The following is a 16835-nucleotide window of genomic DNA, read 5'->3' on the forward strand; positions in this document are numbered from 1 at the left end:
CGTTCGCAAGCGCGTTGACCCCTTCTCCCCCCCCGCTCCGCCCGCAAAACCGGCCTGCCAAGCGGTTTCGCCCATCTGGCACGCTCCATGCAAAGTAGCTGTCATCACCGGCCATCAGCGCCGGGACATCAGTAACCGGGTTCAGGGAGACGACCATGTTCCAGTCCGATGCCAGGCATGCCATCCTTTCCGCCATCGGCGCGCTGCTGCTGTCCGCGACCTGCGTCCCGGCGGCGGTCGGGCCGGCACCCGCGCATTCGGCGGGGGCTACGGCACTGCGCTACTGACCCCCTCACAACTCCAAGGAAAACGCTCGATGGGTATCTTCTCCCGCACCCGCGACATCATCGCCGCCAACATGACCGACCTGCTCGACCGGGCCGAGGATCCGGCCAAGATGATCCGCATGATTATCCTGGAAATGGAAGAGACGCTGGTCGAGGTCCGTGCCTCGGCCGCCCGCACCATCGCCGACCAGAAGGAGATGCGCCGCCAGATCGGAAAGCTGGCGCAGGTCCAGGAAAACTGGACGGAAAAGGCCGAACTCGCGCTGTCCAAGGGCCGCGAGGATCTTGCCAAGGCGGCGCTGGTCGAAAAGCGCAAGGCCACCGACCTGTCGGAACAGCTGCAGGCCGAGGTCGGCATGCTGGAAGACACGCTTCGCGCCTCCGAGGGCGACATCGCCAAGCTCCAGGGCAAGCTGCGCGAGGCGCGCAGCCGCCAGAACGCCATCTCCGCCCGGCTGGAAAGCGCCAACAACCGCGTCCGGATGCGCGAAATGTATGCGGGCCAGAAGACCGAGGACGCCTTTTCGCGGTTCGAGGTGCTGGAACGTCGCGTCGACTGGGCCGAGGGCCGCGCCGATGCGCTCACCCTGGGCGCCCCGCCCAAGTCGCTGGAGGAGGAGATCGCCGAACTGCGCTCGGCCGATGCCGTCGATGCGGAGCTGGAAGCCCTGAAGGCGCGCCAGCAAGCGCGGGAGAGCTGAGATGATGGAGGACATCCTGCTGCCCATCATCGTCGTGGGCATGCTCTTCATCGGGCTGCCCTGGCTGATCTTCCACTACATCACGCGCTGGAAACAGTCGGGCACGCTTACCGTCCAGGACGAGAACCTGATGGACGACCTGTACGAAACCGCCCGCCGGCTCGACGACCGGCTGGCGACGATCGAACGGATCATCGCCGCCGATCACCCCGACTACCGCCTCGCCAGCCAGTCCGCACCCGACCGGGACTACGCCCCCCGCGACTATCGCGGCGATCCGCGCGACCCGCGCGAACCCGTCGGCCCCCGCCGCGCCTGACCGCGCCTTCGCACGAAAGGAACCCCGCCATGTCCGCCCGCCGCACCAGCTTCTACCTCGACAAACGCAACAAGAAGGCCATGGGCGTTTGCGCCGGGCTCGCCGACTATACCGGAGTGGACGTCACCCTGATCCGGGTCGGCACCGTCCTGCTGACGCTGTTCGCGCTCGGCCCGCTCATGCCGGTCGCCTATCTGGTGCTCGGCTGGATGGCGGACGACAAGCCGCGCGAATTCTACGCCGCCGACCCGCAGGAAGAGAAATTCTGGCAACAGGTCCGTGCCAAGCCCAGCGCATCGGTCCGCGACGTGCGCAGCCGGTTCCGCGATATCGACCGCCGGCTGGCCGACATTGAAACGCACGTCACCAGCCAGAACACCCGCCTCGCCAACGAAATCGACGCGCTGCGCTGAACCGAACCGAGCCAGCCCTCGCAAAAGGGATCCTTTACATGCCGCTCACCACCGTACCGCCGCCCATGCCGCCCGAGGCCGGCTTCTTCCTCGGCCTGATGGTGGGGGTCATCGCGACCCTGCTGATCCAGCTCTACGGCCGCCGCAAGGCCGCTCGCGCCGAAGGATCGGCCGCGATCGATACGCAGCGCGCGGTCGAACTGCTGTCGCAGGAGAACGAACGCCAGAACGACCGCACGCTGCGCCTCCAGGAACGGCTCGCCGTCCTCGAACGCATCGCCACCGATCCGGCGACCCACACCGCGCGCGAAATCGACGCGCTGCGCTGATCGCCGCGCGAACTTCAGGGAACAGGGGGAACCCATGGACAGACAGATCTTCATCCTCGCGCTCATCGCGATCTGCATGGTGGGCTGGGTCGTCACGACCGCGATCCGCGCGAAACACGGCTACCCGCTCACGGATGACTGGGGAAACACGGTCGATCGCGGCCTGCCGGATGCCGCACAGAAATTCGAACTGCTCGGCAGCGAGAACGACCGGCTGAAGGGGCAGGTCCTGCGGTTGGAGGAACGTATCGCGGTCCTCGAACGCATCGCCACCGACGAGGGTGCGCGCCTCGGCCGCGAAATCGAATCGCTCCGCTGAAGGCCCGCTTCCGGCTCTATCGACCGAACCGAATATAGAAGGACCAAGACAATGGGTGGCGGACAAATGATGGTGGTGCTGATCGTCATGATCGCGTGCATCGCCGGGGTGATGAAGGCGAAATACCAGACGCAGCAACGCGCCGCGGACGACGCCGCACCGCAGGACCGCATCGATACGCAGCTTCTGGCCGACGAGGTGCGCCGCCTGCGCGAACGCGTCGTCGTGCTGGAACGCATCGCCACCGACGGCGAAGGCCCGTCCAAACTGGACCGCGAGATCGAGGCGCTGCGCCTCAAGGACCGCTGACCGACCTCTTGTTCAGGAGCAATTCCATGACCGCCGATGCGAACCTCTGGATCATCGCCGCCACGGCCGCGCTCGCGGCGCTCGTCGTCGCCACCCATGCCGCCCTGATCGGCTGGCGCGGCTGGCTCGACCTGCGGCGGCTGGAGATCGAGGGCCGCCGCGATGTCGCTGCCCCGTCGCCCGGCGCGCGCATCGAACTGGCCGACCTGCGCGAACGGATCCGCAAGCTCGAAGCGATCGCGGCCGGCGTCGAACTCTGATCGCCGGGTCGCCGCCCGCTGGACATCCTGACCGTTGGACGCTCTGACCGATGGAACTGCGGCCGCCGCTCTGATACCGCCTCCGGCATGACCGCACCCGCCACCTTGTCCGATGCGCTGGAGGAATATGATTTCCTCGAAGGCGACGACCGCTACCGCATGCTGATCGAGTTGGGCGAAGCCCTCGAACCGATGCCCGAAGCGCTCAAGACGGATCAGACGCTCGTACCGGGGTGCTCGTCATCAGTCTGGGTCTACCCGACGGACCAGAACGGAAAACTGAGCTTCCTCGCGGATTCGAACTCGGCATTGACGAAGGGTATCATCGCCCTCGTGCTACTGACCATTCGCGGACGAGAGCCGTCCGAGGTGGCCATGCTCGATATCGCGGACGAGCTGAAACCATTCAACCTCACCAAGCAACTTACGTCGAAGCGCACGCAGGGCATCCCCAACATGATCGCCCTCATCCGCGAAACCGCAGGACGCTACAGCGGCTGAGCCACCCTGCCCCCCCCCGGGGGCAACACGAATTGCGCCAGCACCCTGCCGAAGCACGATCCCCCGGCGAACACGCCGGGGCCTGGACGCCGGCGCTCCACCTAGGCCCCGGCCTCCGCCGGGGAATGGCTCGCGGTCGGGACGACCGTCGCGCTGCCCGGACGCAACCGATCCACCACCGCCGCCACGTCGGTCCCGGCCGCGACCAGCAACCAGTCCCGCGGCCGTGCCGTGTCCACCACGACCACCGCCCGCTTCGGGCATATCTTCAGGCAATCCACCTCGACCACGCCGAACGCGGCCTTGCGCCCCTTGCCGCCGCCGAGTGCCGCGCGCAGCACCTTGGCCAGCGACGCTTCACCGTCCGGGCCGAACCCGCCGTCCAGCTTGCGGCTGCACTTGCGGCATACCAGCACGGCCGACGCCCAGTCGGCGCGGACATGGTCTTTCATCGCCGGGCTTGCGCCTGCTCGCGCCGTTCGTCCGCCGCGCGCAGCACTTCATACGCGGTCTGCACAGCCTGGAACCGTTCGGCCGCCGCCGGGTCGTTCTGGTTCACATCCGGGTGGTTCGCCTTGGCAAGCTTCCGCCACGCGGTCTTGATCGCGTCCGCCTCGACATGCGGGTCCAGCCCCAGCACCTCCAGCGCGCGCAGTTCGTCGCGCGACCGCGTTCCGTCGCCCGATCCGCCCCAGCCATAATGCGACGCCTCGGCATAGCCCGACGCAGTGCCGCGCTCGGCCTTTTCGCGCGCGGCGGCTTCCTCCGCCGACAGCCCTTCGAAATAATTCCAGCCGCGGTTATACTCGCCGGCATGTTCCTCGCAGAAATACCAGCGTTCGGGGCTGTTGGGAGATTTGGGTGCGGGTCGGTCGCCTGCCCGGCCGCACCCGTCGCGGTCGCACATCCTTACCTGGGTCGTACCCCGTTCGCCGCCATAGCTGCGCCAGCGGGGAAAGCCCCAGTCGTTCGATCGAGACCCTGCCATCCCGCTAACCTAGGTTCGCGCACGGCCCGCCACCATGGCCGGGCCGGAATAAAGTGCCAGAGGGCCTGTAAGCCGGGTTCTGTCCACCACCGCCCGAAGGCGGCGGATGGGCGACCATTCCTCTAGGACCGCGGTTACCCGCGGCCTCCAGCGACCAACCCGGACGACGGGGCGAAGCAGCCCATATGCCGTCCCTATTCGGTCTTGCTCCCGGTGGGGTTTGCCGTGCCGTTCCGGTTACCCGGTCCGCGGTGCGCTCTTACCGCACCGTTTCGCCCTGACCCGGCCGAAGCGCGGGCGGTCTGTTTTCTGTGGCACTGTCCCTAAGATCGCTCTCGCCGGGCGTTACCCGGCACCGTTGCTCCTTGGAGCCCGGACTTTCCTCCCGTGCACGGATGCACCGGCGGCCGCCCGGCCCTCTGACGCGGCCGCTATTGCGGCAACGCCGTCCCCGAGTCCAGCAGCAGCGCGAGCAGGATCGCCCGGCATTCGCCGTCCGCCACCCCGTCCACCGTTTCAGGGCGGAACCGCCGCTGGAACGCGCGCACCGCCGCCGGCCCGTCCGCCACGTCGTACCCGAACCGTTCGAGTGCCACCAGGAACCCGCCCGGCGTCCAGTGCGGATCGCGGAACGCCAGCTTCGGCCGCGCCACCGCCAGCCGGTGCCGCGCTAGCCGCGGCCAGTCGAACAGCTCGCCCGGATCCTCCTTCCGCGCCGGCGCGATATCCGAATGGCCGACGACGTTCACCGGCAATATCCCATGCCGCTCGACGATGTCCCCGACCAGCGGCACCAGCCGGTCCATCTGCGCCGCCGGGAACGGGCGATAGCCATGTTCATGGCCCGGATTGACGATCTCGATCCCGATGCTGATCGCGTTCACGTCCACCATGCCCCGCCACCGGGACCGCCCGGCATGCCACGCACGGTCGCCCTCATCGACCAGCCGGTACAGCGTGCCGTCCTCGTCCAGCACATAATGGGCCGACACCTTTGCCGCCGGGTCGCACAGCCGCGCGATCGCCGATTCGGCATCCGCCATCCCGGTGTAATGCAGCACGAGCATCGATACCGGCGCGCCGCGCGCATCGAAATTGGGGGACGGGCGGGAAATTGGCTCTGTCATCGGTCGGCCTTCGGATCGCGACGTCGGATACGTCACAGCATCCCGCCCGCACCGCGCACGTCAAGCCCTGCGGTGCCCGCGCCCCGTAGCTTGGGAAATACAGTGGTACGCGCCGCGCATGTCAGGCCGCGCGGTGATCCACCGGGCGGTACAGCCCGCGATTGTCGACGTCCGATGTGAAATAACCGGTCTGGTCGATCGCCGTCTCGCCCGCCCCCAGCAGCAGGAAAGCGTCCGGGGCGGCCGCCCGCGCCAGTCGCTGGAACGCGCGGCGCCGCACCGCGTCGGAGAAATAGAACAGGACGTTGCGACACAGGATGATGTCGAACCGCGCCGGCAACGGCGGCGCATCCAGCACGCTGAGCGTATGGAACCGCACCCGCGCGCGCAGTTCGGGCCGCGCGCGCCAGACGTCGCCCTCGCCGTCGAACCAGCGGACCAGCTGCCGCACGGCCAGGCCGCGCTGGATCTCGAACTGCGAATATTCGCCGTCGCGCGCCTGCTTTATGGCCGCCTGCGACACGTCGGTCGCCACTATGTCGATCCGCCAATCGTCCAGCGCCGCGATGCCGGCCAGCGCCATCGCGATCGAATAGGCTTCCTGCCCCGTCGAACAGCCGGCCGACCAGATACGCAGCGTCCGGTCCGGGCGCGCCGCCATCACCTGCGGCAGGGCACGGTCGATCAGCAGGCCGAAACTGAGCGGATCGCGGAAGAAACTCGTCTCGTTGTTCAGCAGCGCCTCGACCACCGCGTCGGACAGCGCGGGGTCGCGCCCGCCCGCCACCGCAGCCGCCACCGCATCGGCGCTGCCGAACCCGTGCGTCCGGATCAGCGTGTCCAGTGCGATGTCCAGCCGCCAGTGCCGCCCGTCGGACAGCATCTGCCCGGTGCGCTGTTCCAGGATGCCGGCCAGCATCCGCGCGCTGACGGGGCTCATCTCCATGCCGCGGTCCCGCGTGCCCCGTCCGCCCCGGTCGCGGCGGGTTGGGTGCCGGGGCGGGCGCCGGAACAGGCGAGCGCCCGGGCGACGATGTGCCGGCCGATCGCGGCGGGCGGCAGGATCGCATCGGCCAGTCGCGCCCGCGCGACGGTGCCCGGCATGCCCCAGACCGTCGCCGATCCTGCATCCTGGACCAGTATCTCGCCGCCCGCCGCCGCCAGCTGCGCCGCGCCATGGGCTCCGTCGCGCCCCATCCCGCTCAGGATCACGCCGATGCCGCTGGCCGCAAACACGTCGGCCACCGCGATCAGCATCGGGTCGACCGACGGCAGACAGGCCGACGCCAACGGCCGCCGGTCGTACCGCACCCGCACCGCGTCCCCGTCGCGCAGCAGGGTCAGGTGCGCGGTGCCGGGCGCGACCAGCACCTGGCCCGGCGACACCGTTTCGCCCTCCTCCGCCACGGTCGCCCGCCGCCCGGCGATCTCGCTCAGCTGATCCGCGAAATAGGGCATGAATTCGGGCGGCAGATGCTGCGTCACCAGGATCGGCGCGGTGCAGCGCGCGTCCAGCCCCTCGAACAGCGCGGTCAGCGCGATCAGCCCCCCGGTCGATGCCCCCACCGCGATACAACCGACCGGATCGCGTCGCTGCGACACGACGGGCTCCCCCGGCGCGACATCGCCGGTCGTCGGCGTCGCGAAATGCCGCACCGGCGGCAACCGCTGCAGCCGCTGTGCCAGCCGTCCGGTAAATTCGCTGCCCAGGTCCCCGGCCGCGGGTTTCAGCACGGTGTCCGACGCGCCCAGCGCCAGCGCGCGCATGCTGGCGACCGCACCTTCGCCGCACGACGACGACACGATCACCACATGTGCGCCCCGCCCCGCCGTCAGGATCGCCGGCAACGCGGTCAGGCCGTCCATGCCGGGCATCTCGACGTCCAGCAGGACGATATCGACCGTCATGTCCGCCAGCAGCGCGAGCGCGGACGCCACGCCGCGCGCCACGCCGCACACGCTGAACCGCGGATGTTCGTCCAGCATCCGCTGGAACACCGTCCGCGCCACGATCGAATCGTCGACGATCAGGACGCGGGTTGTCGCCGCGTCGCCCGTCGCCGTCCCCTGGCCTTGGTCGATCGCATATCCCACCGGTTCGCGCCGCGTCAGGCCACGCCGACCAGGCTGAGCTTGCTCTGCAACGTCTCGCGGTCGAACGGCTTCATCACATATTCGTCCGCGCCGGCGTCGATCGCCGCGCGGATATGGCCGATTCCGTTTTCGGTGGTGCAGAACACGACCTTCGGGCGTGGCGAAACCGCGCTGTTGCCCAGCGCGCGCAGAAACTCCATCCCGCTCATCACCGGCATGTTCCAGTCGAGCAGCACGACGTCCGGGGCCGCCACGGTGCAACGGTTCAGCGCCTCCTGCCCGTCGCCCGCCTCTTCCACGCGAAAGTTCAGCGTCTCCAATATATGCCGCGCGACCTTCCGGATTACCTTGGAATCGTCCACGACGAGACACGTCTTCATGCTATGGCCTTCGGTATGGGATTGATCCGATATGAATAGGAAGTGTCGGTAACGATTGGGTTAATTCACGGCGGCCGCCGTCGGCTGGACGTCCCCGTTGCCCCCGGCCACCAGGCCTGCCGGGTCGATCAGCAGATATTGCCGGCCCTCGACGATCACCGAACTGCGCATCATCGCGGACCACCCGCCCGTGACCCGGCCCTGCAACGGGCTCGGGCTGCCCGTCGCCGGCAGCACGTCCAACACCTCGTCCACGACGATTCCGTAAGGATGTCCGTCGATCGCGACGACCACCGCGGAAAAGGGCATGTCCGGCGCGCCACGCACTCCCGTCAGCGTGTCCATCACCGCACGCGGATCGACGATCGTCACGACGCGGCTGCGCAACGCGGCCAGCCCCACGACATGCGGCGGGGCCAGCGGCACGGCGGTCATCGCCTCGATCTCGACGACCGATTCGACGGTCTCGGCGGGCAACGCCACGCTCTCGCCGGCGATCCGCACGATCAGCATCAGGCCATCCATCACCGTGCGCCCCCACGTGCCGCGTCCAGCGCGCGGACCAGCGCCTGCCGGTCGTAGCGCCAGATATCCGCATCGCCCGTCGCCGCGTGGCGCAGGCGCAGGCGGACCGCGTCGCCGCCCCCCGCATCCGGCAGGCTGCCGTCCGCGATCACGACCGTGGCCCTGGCCGTCGTCGCCCCGTCTTCACCGGCGAAGGCGACGCGGTATCCCGCCGCCTCCACGATCGGGCGCAGGAACGCGCGCATCCATCCGTCCTCCCGCGCGACCAGCAACGCCAGCGGCCGGACGCCGGCCGGCACCTGCGCCCGCGCGACCGCCGCGAACATCCAGTAGGGATCGACCAGTTCGACCAGCCGGTCCGCCACCATCACCACGCCGCACACCAGCCCCGGGTCCGGCGCGGGTGCGACCGCTTCGGCCAGGTCGACGATGTCGATCACCTGATCGATCGCATAGGCCAGCCGTTCCGTCCCGTCGCTGATCCGCAGCACGCGCAGCTTCGGCCGATCCGCTACCGATCCGGTCATCGACAGCAGCGGCACCACCACCCCGTCGCGGTTCAGCCGCAACTGCCCCGCGATCAGCGTGCAGTCGCTGCCCGCCACTTCCTCGATCCGTTCAATCGCGCCCAGCCGAATCGCGCGTTCCGCCCCGTCCAGGTCGCGGAACAGCAGGGTCGGGATGGTCGGCACCGCGGCCTCCGCCACGATCGGGGCGGGGGCCGTCGCGATGTCGATCCCGGTGCGCGCGGCGATCCCGGCGGCATCCAGCAGCAGCATCGGCCGGTTGTCGTCGGGCATCGTCACCCCGCCATAGATACCGATCGCCATGATCGCGGGCGCGGCCGGCTTCACCACCAGTTCCTCATGGTCGTGTGCGGCGTCCACACCGAGCACATACCGCCCGCCATTGCCTGGCCGCAGCACGACCAGGATGGGTGGATCGCAATCCCCCGCCCCCCCGCCGGCCGCCCCGCCGGCCGCCCCGCCGGCCAGCGTCTCGGCAAGCCCGACCAACGGCAAGCGTTCGCCGCGGATCGACACGGTCGTCAGCCCGCACCCCCGTTCGATCCGGACGGACGCGGCCGACACGCGCAGGATCTCCTCGATCACCGATCGTGGAATGGCGAAGGGCTGCCCCGCCACCGACACGGTCAGCGCGGGGATGATCGTCAGCGTCATCGGCACGCGCAGGATGATGTGCAAGCCCTGCCCCGGCTGGCTGTCGATCGTCACCTGCCCGCCGATCCGTTCGACGTTGGCATGCACCACGTCCATCCCCACGCCGCGCCCCGATACGGTACTGACCTGCTCCGCGGTGCTGAAACCGGCGCGGAAGATCAGCGCCAGCGCCGCATCGCGGTCCATCCGCGCCGCCGCCGCCTGGCTCACCACGCCCGCCGCCACCGCCTTGCGCAGCAGGGCGTCCGGGTCGATCCCGCGACCGTCGTCGCTTATCTCGATCAGGATCTGGTTGCCCGATTGCCGCGCCGCCACCCGGACGGCGCCCGCCGCCGGCTTGCCGGCCAGCACGCGGTCGGCCGGCGGCTCGATCCCATGGTCCACCGCGTTGCGCACGATATGGATCAGCGGGTCGCGCACCATCTCGATCATCTCGCGATCGAGCTCCACGTCGCCGCCCTCGATATGCAGGACGACGCGCTTGCCCAGTTCCGCCGACACGTCGCGGATCAGCCTGGGCAGCGCGGAAAACAGCTGGTCCACCCGCGCCATCCGGGTCCGGGTGATCGTCTCGCGCATCTCCGCGATCGATCCGGACAGCCGTTCGAACCCGGCCATCACGGCGCTGCCCTCCGCCGACACGCGCAGGCCGCGCGACAATTCGTTGCGCGCCAGCACCAGGTCCGAAACGCCCGCCATCATCCGGTCCAGCAGGTCGATCGGCACCCGGATGCTGCGCGCCATCGTCCGCACCGGCGCCGGGTACGCCGCCTGTTCCGCATCCGGACGGGCTGCGGCCGGATCGGCCATCAGCGACAGGGCCTGTACCAGCGCGGTGTCGTCCCGGTCCGAAACGCTCTCGCCGGTCTCGATCGCATCGACCAGCATGCCGATCCGGTCGATGATCGCCAGCACCGCCGTCACCAGCCGCGCGTCCGGCGTCCGCAGGCCGGCCCGCACCGCGGACAGCGCGTCCTCGGCCGCATGACTCAGCCGTTCCAGCCGCGGCAGGTCCAGAAAGCCGCAACTGCCCTTCACCGTGTGGATGAACCGGAAAATGCTGTCGAGCCGCGCCTGGTCGGCCGGGTCGGCTTCCCACAGCACGATCTCGCCTGCGATCGCCTGCGCCGTCTCGCGCGTTTCCGCGACGAAATCGTTCAGCAGTTCGTCCATGCCATGTCCGTCGCGGTGCCCATGGCCACGCTCTGCCACGCCGCTGGTTAAGGCGGCGTTAGCCCGTCATGCAACGGAACCGCCGCGTCCGCCGCGGATTATATCGGGGCTGGAACGGTATCGGGGGAACGGGACGATGGCCGCACGCGCCTATTGGCAGGGTCAGATCAGGCTGGCGCTCGTCTCGATCCCGGTAGAGATCTACTCCGCCACCAAGAGCGGCGCGACCGTCGCCTTCCACCAGATCCACGAACCGTCGGGCAAGCGGATCAAATATGAAAAGATCGTCCCCGGCATCGGCCCGGTCGACGTGGATGAGATCCTCAAGGGGTTCGAATACAAGAAGGGCGAATATGTCCTGCTCGATGACGAGGAGATCGAGGGCGTCAAGCTGGAGTCCAAGAAGACGCTCGAACTGACCCAGTTCGTCGATGCGCACGAAATTGACGCGATCTATTTCGACAAGCCCTATTATGTCGTGCCCGCCGACGATCTGGCCGAGGAAGCGTTCATCGTGCTGCGCGAGGCGTTGCGCGCCCGCAAGAAGGTCGGGCTTGGCCAGCTCGCGATGCGCGGCCGCGAATATGTCATCAGCCTGAAACCCTGCGGCCGCGGCCTGGTGCTCGAAACGCTGCGCTATACCGACGAGGTGAACAAGGCCGCGTCCTATTTCCGCGACATCGACGATGCGAAGCCCGATCCCGACCTGCTCGACCTGGCGACAACGCTGATCGACAAGAAGACCGCGCCGTTCGACGCGACCGAATTCCACAACCGCTATGTCGACGCGCTGCGCGACCTGATCGAGCGCAAGAAGGAAAGCAAGGAGACCCGGATCGTCGAGGAGAGCGAGGACGCCGCGCCGGCCAAGGGCAGCAACGTCGTCGATCTGATGGCCGCGCTCAAGAAATCGCTCGATCGCAGCGGCGGCGCGGCAAAGCCCGCGGCGAAGAAGACCCCGGCCCGCAAGACTACGGCAAAGGCCGATGCCGATGCCGGAAAGGACGCGAAACCCGTCCGCAAGGCCCCCGCCCGCAAGCGCGCCTGACATGGCCGTGCCCGATCCGCTGACGTCCTACAATGCGAAGCGCGACTTTGCGAAGACGCGCGAACCGGCGGGCAAGGTAGCCCGGTCGAAGGCGGGGCAGGACCGGACCTTCATGGTCCAGAAACATGACGCCACCCGGCTGCATTTCGATTTCCGGCTGGAACTGGACGGCGTGCTGAAAAGCTGGGCCGTCACGCGCGGCCCCAGCCTCGACCCTGCCGACAAGCGCCTCGCCGTCCGGACCGAGGATCATCCGCTGTCCTACGCCACGTTCGAAGGGACGATCCCGGCCGGCGAATATGGTGGCGGCACGGTGATGCTGTGGGATCGCGGCACCTGGGCCTCGGTGCCGGGCAAGGATCCGTCGCGCACGATCGAGGAAGGCCATCTCCACTTCACGCTGGCCGGCGAACGCATGACCGGCGAATGGCTGCTCGTCCGGATGAAGCCGCGCGGCCGCGAAACGCGCGACAACTGGCTGCTCCGCAAGGTCGAGGACGCCGCGGCCGATCCGGCACGCGATCTGGTCGCCACCGAACTGACCAGCATCGACACCGGCCGCACGATGGCCGAGATTGCCGACGCCGCCGCCCCGGCCGGCAAGGCACCTGGAAAAGCATCCGCCAGACCGCGCAAGGCCAAGCCGAAGACCGCCACGAAACCCGCATCCGGCCCCCCGCCCGCCTTCCGCCCGGTGCAGCTCGCCACGCTGGTCGACGCGATCCCGGCCGGCAGGGACTGGCTGCACGAGGTCAAATATGACGGCTACCGCGTGCTGGTCGCTGTCGGCGACGGTCGGGCGAAGGCCTATACCCGCACCGGCCTCGACTGGTCCGATCGGTTCGCGACCATCGTGACCGCCGCCGCCCGACTGTCCGGCAGCGCGCTGATCGACGGGGAGGTCGTGGTGCTCGACAAGGACGGCCGCCCCAGCTTCCAGGCGCTCCAGGCCGCACTCAAGGATGGTGGCGCCCCGCTGTCCTTCTTCGCGTTCGACCTGCTCGAACGCGACGGCCGCGAACTGGCCGGCTTGCCCAACATCGAACGCAAGGCGGCACTCGCCGACCTGTTCGACGGGGTCGCCGCCCCGCTCCACTATGCCGACCATATCCTGACCAAGGGCGAAGCGCTGTTCGAAAGCCTGTGCGCCGCCGGTTACGAAGGCGTCATCTCCAAACGCGCCGACGCCCCCTATCGCGGCGCACGGTCGCAGGCGTGGCTGAAGGTGAAATGCACCCGCCGGCAGGAATTCGTGATCGTCGGCTGGCTGCCCAGCGAAAAGACGCGCGGGTTCCGCTCGCTCCTGCTCGGCGTTCACGGGCCGGACGGTCTGCGCTACGCCGGTAAAGTCGGCACCGGTTTCGATGCCGTCACCATGGCCGCCTTGCTCGCCAAACTCCGCCCGATCGAACGCAAGACGGCGACCGTGACGGCCCCCAAGGCGGCCGTCCGCGGCGCGCACTGGGTCACCCCCCGGCTGGTGGCGGAGGTCGCCTTTGCGGAGGTCACCGGCGACGGCGTCCTGCGCCATTCCAGCTTCCTCGGCCTGCGCGAGGACAAGGCCGCCGCCGACGTGATCGCCGAAACCCCGATATCCGTCGCGCGCACCACCAGGGCTAGGCCCGCATCCGACAAGCCGGCCGGCATCACGCTCACCAATCCCGACCGCATCGTCTTCCCGGAATCGGACATCACCAAGGGCCAGCTCGTGGACTATTACGCCCGGCTCGCCGATCCGATGCTCGCCTTCGCCGCCCGCCGCCCGGTCAGCCTCGTGCGCTGTCCACAGGGGCGGGCAAAGCACTGCTTCTTCCAGAAACATGATGCCGGCACGTTCGGCGATCATGTCCGCCACGTCCCCATTCCCGAAAAGGACGGCGGGACGGAGGACTATCTCTATGTCGAGGATGCCGCCGGCGTCGTCGCCTGCGTGCAGATGGGTGCGATCGAGTTTCACGGCTGGGGGTCGCGGATCGACGCGCTCGAACGCCCCGACCGGCTGGTGTTCGATCTCGACCCGGACGAAGGGCTGGCCTTCGCCGACGTCCGCGCCGCGGCACTTACGGTGCGCGATACGCTGGCCGACCTCGGGCTCGTCACCTGGCCGCTGCTGTCCGGTGGCAAGGGTATCCACGTCGTCGCGCCGCTCGATGCGAGCGCGGAATGGCCGGCGGTCAAGGATTTCGCCGATCGCCTCGCCCGCGCGCTGGCGCAGGCCCATCCCAGGCGTTTCACCGCCAACATGAAGAAGTCCGAACGCACCGGCCGGATCTTCCTCGACTGGCTCCGCAACCAGCGCGGGGCGACCGCGATCCTGCCCTACGCCGTACGCGCGCGCGCCAACGCCCCCGTGGCCGCGCCGATCAGTTGGGACGAACTGGAATCGACCGAAACCGCCGCGCGCTACACCATCGCGGACGCGGCCGAACTGCTGGAACGCGCCGCCTCCCCCGCACTGGCCACCTGGTGCATCGTCGATCAGACGCTGCCCGACGCTTGATGACGGCGGCCCGTCGATCCCGTCCAACCTGCCGAAACATACTATCTTTGCCGTCCACGCGGCGCTGCTTAGACCATCGATCCAAACGTTCATGTTCTGGCAAGACTATACCCCCAACCGTGAAGCCATGAATAGCCTGACCTCGAAGGCGACCCTGTTCGCACTGCCTACGGATCAGCCGTACGGGCTGGACCGACTGGACCGGCTCGCGTCTTATGATCTGAACGGAACCGCGATCGAACCGGTGTTCGATCAACTTGCAGCACTCGGCGCGCAGTTGCTGGCCGTGCCCGTCTGCATGGTGTCGGTGTTCGGACATGACGAACAGGTGTTCATCGGCCGGTTCGGGATGGCTGCACGGAATATCCCCCGCACCCTCTCCTTCTGCAACGACACGCTGCGCGGCGGCAACGCCGTCCATGTCGTGCCGGATCTTTCGGCCGACGACCGGTATCGCATGCACCCTTTCGTCCAGCCGCCCGGCAATACGCGCTTCTATGCCGGCACGCTGCTGCTGGACCGCGACGGGATGCCGGTCGGCAGCTTCTGCATCCTTGACCACACGCCGCGGGCGGACTTTTCCGACGATGCCCGCGCGCTGCTCGTCCGGCTGGCGGCGATCGCGGCTGGCGCGCTGGATGCGCGGCGCAACCGGCTGACCGGGGCGGCCGGGCAACGCTTCGTCGAAACCACCACGATGGCGGTCATCACCGCCGACCATAACGGGCGGATCACCTTCTGGAATGCGGCGGCAGAGGCAATCTTCGGCCATCCCGCGCATGAGGCGATCGGCCGGAACCTGATGCTGATCGTGCCCGAACGGTTCCGCGACGCGCATCAGGTCGGCCTTGCCCGGCTGGTCCGCGGCGGCGTGCCCACGCTGGCGGGCAAGACGGTGGAGGTGCAGGCGCTGCACCGCGACGACCGTGAATTCCCGATCGAGATGACGCTGTCCTACTGGAACGGCCCATCAGGCCAGGGCTTCGGCGCGCACATCCTGGACATTTCGGCGCGCCGCGCGCGGGAGGCGCGGCTCCAGCATCTTGCGCATCATGACGAACTGACCGGCCTGCTCAACCGCCGCGGTTTCATGGAATGCGTCGAACGCTGCCTGGCCGATCAGGGGCGGGCCACCGTGCTGGCGCTCGATCTCGACATGTTCAAGGCCGTGAACGACGCCTTCGGCCATGCGGTCGGCGATGCGTTCCTCCAGGCCCTGTCGGTCCGCCTGACGACCGCGATCACCGGCGACGCGTCACTCGGGCGGATCGGCGGGGACGAATTTGCCGTGCTGCTCACCGGCGATACGGGGCTGGTCCGCGCGACCGACGTTGCCCGCGCGATCCTGCGGGCGCTGCGCGATCCGATCATCATCGCGCAGCATGATCTGCAGGTCGGGGTCAGCATCGGCATCGCCGTCGCGCCGATCCACGCGACGGACGCGGACGAACTCATGATCCGGGCCGATCTGGCGCTGTTCCGCGCGAAGCATGAGGGCGGCCGCGCCTACCGCATCTTCGATTCCGGCATGGGGGCCGATCTTGCCGCCAACCGCGCGTTCAAGATGGAAATCGGCCGCGCAATGGCCAATGGCGAATGGGAATTGCTGTACCAGCCGCAGGTGGCGCTCCACAGCGGGCGGCTGGTCGGAACGGAGGCGCTGCTCCGCTGGCGTCACCCCAAGCGTGGCATGCTGCCCCCCGCCGCCTTCCTCCCGCTCCTCGAAACGCATGCCGCCGCGTTCGAGGTCGGCTGCTGGGTCATCGACCAGGCCTGCGCACGGATCCGGGACTGGCGCGCCGCCGGGCTGTCGATCGATCGGATCAGCGTCAACCTGTTCGCAGCGCAGATTCGCGCCGGCAACCTCGAGGATATCGTCCTTTCCGCGCTGGAACGGCATGGGTTGCAGCCGACCGACCTGGAACTGGAAATCACCGAAACGATCGCGCTGCGTCACGACGGTGAACTCGAACCGCTGCGCGCGCTGCATGCCGCCGGGGTCGCGATCGCCTTCGACGATTTCGGCACCGGCTTCGCCTCGTTGGCCACGCTGAAGAACTTCCCGCTGTCCCGGCTGAAGATCGACCGGTCCTTCGTCACCGACATCGTCACCGATCCGCATAGCGCCGCCATCGTCGAAGGGGTGATCGCGATCGGCCACCGGCTCGACCTGACCGTGATCGCGGAGGGGATCGAAACCGGCCCGCAGGAACGCGTCCTGCTGTCGCTCGGCTGCGACGAGGGGCAGGGCTATCTCTACGGCCGGCCGATGACCGGCGCGGACATACTGGCGCGCTTCGCCGCCCGCACCCGGCCCGCACTGATCCACACTCTGTTCCCGATTTGACCCCGCCGGACGGCGCGCCTATCAACGCCGTCAT

At 68.5% G+C, this 16835-nt stretch carries 20 protein-coding genes and 1 other RNA gene; 12 read left to right on the forward strand and 9 right to left on the reverse strand.

Annotated features, from left to right (window positions below):
* The first annotated feature begins 155 nt into the window (after window positions 1-155).
* From BKY59_RS18195 to BKY59_RS03275, 9 genes are all read left to right on the forward strand, one after another.
* Window positions 156-287 carry a hypothetical protein gene (locus BKY59_RS18195; RefSeq protein WP_276205476.1) on the forward strand — a complete coding sequence of 44 codons (132 nt, stop codon included), beginning with the start codon at window positions 156-158 and terminating at the stop codon, window positions 285-287.
* 29 nt (window positions 288-316) lie between these two features.
* Window positions 317-988, forward strand: coding sequence for a phage shock protein PspA (pspA, locus tag BKY59_RS03240; protein ID WP_076068657.1), 672 nt, complete (start codon window positions 317-319; stop codon window positions 986-988).
* Window positions 989-992: 4 nt separating this feature from the next.
* Window positions 993-1307 carry an envelope stress response membrane protein PspB gene (gene pspB / locus BKY59_RS03245; protein WP_076068715.1) on the forward strand — a complete coding sequence of 105 codons (315 nt, stop codon included), beginning with the start codon at window positions 993-995 and terminating at the stop codon, window positions 1305-1307.
* Between the two features lie 29 nt (window positions 1308-1336).
* Window positions 1337-1720 (forward strand): envelope stress response membrane protein PspC, encoded by a 384-nt coding sequence (pspC, locus tag BKY59_RS03250; protein WP_076068658.1) that lies wholly within the window; start codon window positions 1337-1339, stop codon window positions 1718-1720.
* A 38-nt stretch (window positions 1721-1758) separates the two neighbouring features.
* Complete coding sequence (locus BKY59_RS03255) at window positions 1759-2049, forward strand: hypothetical protein (protein ID WP_129586174.1); 291 nt, start codon at window positions 1759-1761, stop codon at window positions 2047-2049.
* A 34-nt stretch (window positions 2050-2083) separates the two neighbouring features.
* Window positions 2084-2368, forward strand: coding sequence for a hypothetical protein (locus BKY59_RS03260; RefSeq protein WP_076068660.1), 285 nt, complete (start codon window positions 2084-2086; stop codon window positions 2366-2368).
* Between the two features lie 51 nt (window positions 2369-2419).
* On the forward strand, window positions 2420-2677 hold the full coding sequence (locus BKY59_RS03265) for a hypothetical protein (protein WP_240499935.1): 258 nt from the start codon (window positions 2420-2422) through the stop codon (window positions 2675-2677).
* A gap of 26 nt (window positions 2678-2703) precedes the next feature.
* Window positions 2704-2937: a hypothetical protein gene (locus BKY59_RS03270; RefSeq protein ID WP_076068662.1), complete on the forward strand. Its 234-nt coding sequence runs from the start codon at window positions 2704-2706 to the stop codon at window positions 2935-2937.
* 87 nt (window positions 2938-3024) lie between these two features.
* On the forward strand, window positions 3025-3438 hold the full coding sequence (locus BKY59_RS03275; protein WP_076068663.1) for a SufE family protein: 414 nt from the start codon (window positions 3025-3027) through the stop codon (window positions 3436-3438).
* A 101-nt stretch (window positions 3439-3539) separates the two neighbouring features.
* On the opposite strand, the gene BKY59_RS03280 is transcribed toward BKY59_RS03275, so the two are convergent.
* The 9 genes from BKY59_RS03280 to BKY59_RS03320 form a co-directional block, all read right to left on the reverse strand.
* On the reverse strand, window positions 3540-3890 hold the full coding sequence (locus BKY59_RS03280) for a hypothetical protein (RefSeq protein WP_076068664.1): 351 nt from the start codon (window positions 3888-3890) through the stop codon (window positions 3540-3542).
* Window positions 3887-4426, reverse strand: a complete 540-nt coding sequence (locus BKY59_RS03285; protein WP_076068665.1) for a J domain-containing protein — start codon at window positions 4424-4426, stop codon at window positions 3887-3889. Before BKY59_RS03285 ends, BKY59_RS03280 begins: the two co-directional genes overlap by 4 nt.
* A 52-nt stretch (window positions 4427-4478) precedes the next feature.
* Window positions 4479-4849: RNase P RNA component class A (gene rnpB, locus BKY59_RS03290), an RNA gene on the reverse strand.
* Window positions 4850-4857: 8 nt separating this feature from the next.
* Window positions 4858-5553 (reverse strand): N-acetylmuramoyl-L-alanine amidase, encoded by a 696-nt coding sequence (locus BKY59_RS03295; RefSeq protein WP_076068666.1) that lies wholly within the window; start codon window positions 5551-5553, stop codon window positions 4858-4860.
* Window positions 5554-5674: 121 nt separating this feature from the next.
* Window positions 5675-6499: a CheR family methyltransferase gene (locus BKY59_RS03300; RefSeq protein ID WP_083671843.1), complete on the reverse strand. Its 825-nt coding sequence runs from the start codon at window positions 6497-6499 to the stop codon at window positions 5675-5677.
* Entirely contained in the window at window positions 6490-7647 is a 1158-nt protein-coding gene (locus BKY59_RS03305) for a chemotaxis protein CheB (RefSeq protein ID WP_076068668.1), read from the reverse strand. The genes BKY59_RS03300 and BKY59_RS03305 overlap by 10 nt, the downstream gene beginning before the upstream one ends.
* A 14-nt stretch (window positions 7648-7661) precedes the next feature.
* Window positions 7662-8027, reverse strand: coding sequence for a response regulator (locus BKY59_RS03310; RefSeq protein WP_076068669.1), 366 nt, complete (start codon window positions 8025-8027; stop codon window positions 7662-7664).
* Between the two features lie 60 nt (window positions 8028-8087).
* Window positions 8088-8552: a chemotaxis protein CheW gene (locus BKY59_RS03315; protein ID WP_076068670.1), complete on the reverse strand. Its 465-nt coding sequence runs from the start codon at window positions 8550-8552 to the stop codon at window positions 8088-8090.
* Complete coding sequence (locus BKY59_RS03320; protein ID WP_076068671.1) at window positions 8552-10906, reverse strand: hybrid sensor histidine kinase/response regulator; 2355 nt, start codon at window positions 10904-10906, stop codon at window positions 8552-8554. The genes BKY59_RS03315 and BKY59_RS03320 overlap by 1 nt, the downstream gene beginning before the upstream one ends.
* Window positions 10907-11042: 136 nt before the next feature.
* Between BKY59_RS03320 and ku the strand changes: the two genes are divergently transcribed.
* The 3 genes from ku to BKY59_RS03335 all read left to right on the forward strand — a co-directional run bounded on the left by ku (window position 11043) and on the right by BKY59_RS03335 (window position 16801).
* Window positions 11043-11954, forward strand: coding sequence for a non-homologous end joining protein Ku (ku, locus tag BKY59_RS03325; protein WP_076068672.1), 912 nt, complete (start codon window positions 11043-11045; stop codon window positions 11952-11954).
* Between the two features lies 1 nt (window position 11955).
* Window positions 11956-14454 (forward strand): DNA ligase D, encoded by a 2499-nt coding sequence (gene ligD / locus BKY59_RS03330; protein WP_076068673.1) that lies wholly within the window; start codon window positions 11956-11958, stop codon window positions 14452-14454.
* Between the two features lie 127 nt (window positions 14455-14581).
* A complete protein-coding gene (locus BKY59_RS03335; RefSeq protein ID WP_165374789.1) occupies window positions 14582-16801 on the forward strand; it encodes a putative bifunctional diguanylate cyclase/phosphodiesterase in 2220 nt (739 codons plus the stop codon).
* Window positions 16802-16835: the final 34 nt, after the last annotated feature.

The sequence above is a fragment of the Sphingomonas montana genome (assembly GCF_001956315.1).
In the GTDB taxonomy this organism is placed as follows: domain Bacteria; phylum Pseudomonadota; class Alphaproteobacteria; order Sphingomonadales; family Sphingomonadaceae; genus Sphingomonas_R; species Sphingomonas_R montana.

Bases quoted from the DNA above. Each gene is read 5' to 3' on its own strand.
- BKY59_RS03295 (WP_076068666.1), bottom strand. From the start codon at position 5,553: ATGACAGAGCCAATTTCCCGCCCGTCCCCCAATTTCGATGCGCGCGGC.
- BKY59_RS03335 (WP_165374789.1), top strand. From the start codon at position 14,582: ATGAATAGCCTGACCTCGAAGGCGACCCTGTTCGCACTGCCTACGGAT.
- BKY59_RS03280 (WP_076068664.1), bottom strand. From the start codon at position 3,890: ATGAAAGACCATGTCCGCGCCGACTGGGCGTCGGCCGTGCTGGTATGC.
- pspC (WP_076068658.1), top strand. From the start codon at position 1,337: ATGTCCGCCCGCCGCACCAGCTTCTACCTCGACAAACGCAACAAGAAG.
- pspB (WP_076068715.1), top strand. From the start codon at position 993: ATGGAGGACATCCTGCTGCCCATCATCGTCGTGGGCATGCTCTTCATC.
- BKY59_RS03275 (WP_076068663.1), top strand. From the start codon at position 3,025: ATGACCGCACCCGCCACCTTGTCCGATGCGCTGGAGGAATATGATTTC.
- BKY59_RS03285 (WP_076068665.1), bottom strand. From the start codon at position 4,426: ATGGCAGGGTCTCGATCGAACGACTGGGGCTTTCCCCGCTGGCGCAGC.
- BKY59_RS03300 (WP_083671843.1), bottom strand. From the start codon at position 6,499: ATGGAGATGAGCCCCGTCAGCGCGCGGATGCTGGCCGGCATCCTGGAA.
- BKY59_RS03255 (WP_129586174.1), top strand. From the start codon at position 1,759: ATGCCGCTCACCACCGTACCGCCGCCCATGCCGCCCGAGGCCGGCTTC.
- ku (WP_076068672.1), top strand. From the start codon at position 11,043: ATGGCCGCACGCGCCTATTGGCAGGGTCAGATCAGGCTGGCGCTCGTC.
- BKY59_RS18195 (WP_276205476.1), top strand. From the start codon at position 156: ATGTTCCAGTCCGATGCCAGGCATGCCATCCTTTCCGCCATCGGCGCG.
- BKY59_RS03265 (WP_240499935.1), top strand. From the start codon at position 2,420: ATGGGTGGCGGACAAATGATGGTGGTGCTGATCGTCATGATCGCGTGC.
- BKY59_RS03320 (WP_076068671.1), bottom strand. From the start codon at position 10,906: ATGGACGAACTGCTGAACGATTTCGTCGCGGAAACGCGCGAGACGGCG.
- BKY59_RS03310 (WP_076068669.1), bottom strand. From the start codon at position 8,027: ATGAAGACGTGTCTCGTCGTGGACGATTCCAAGGTAATCCGGAAGGTC.
- BKY59_RS03270 (WP_076068662.1), top strand. From the start codon at position 2,704: ATGACCGCCGATGCGAACCTCTGGATCATCGCCGCCACGGCCGCGCTC.
- BKY59_RS03260 (WP_076068660.1), top strand. From the start codon at position 2,084: ATGGACAGACAGATCTTCATCCTCGCGCTCATCGCGATCTGCATGGTG.
- ligD (WP_076068673.1), top strand. From the start codon at position 11,956: ATGGCCGTGCCCGATCCGCTGACGTCCTACAATGCGAAGCGCGACTTT.
- pspA (WP_076068657.1), top strand. From the start codon at position 317: ATGGGTATCTTCTCCCGCACCCGCGACATCATCGCCGCCAACATGACC.
- BKY59_RS03315 (WP_076068670.1), bottom strand. From the start codon at position 8,552: ATGGATGGCCTGATGCTGATCGTGCGGATCGCCGGCGAGAGCGTGGCG.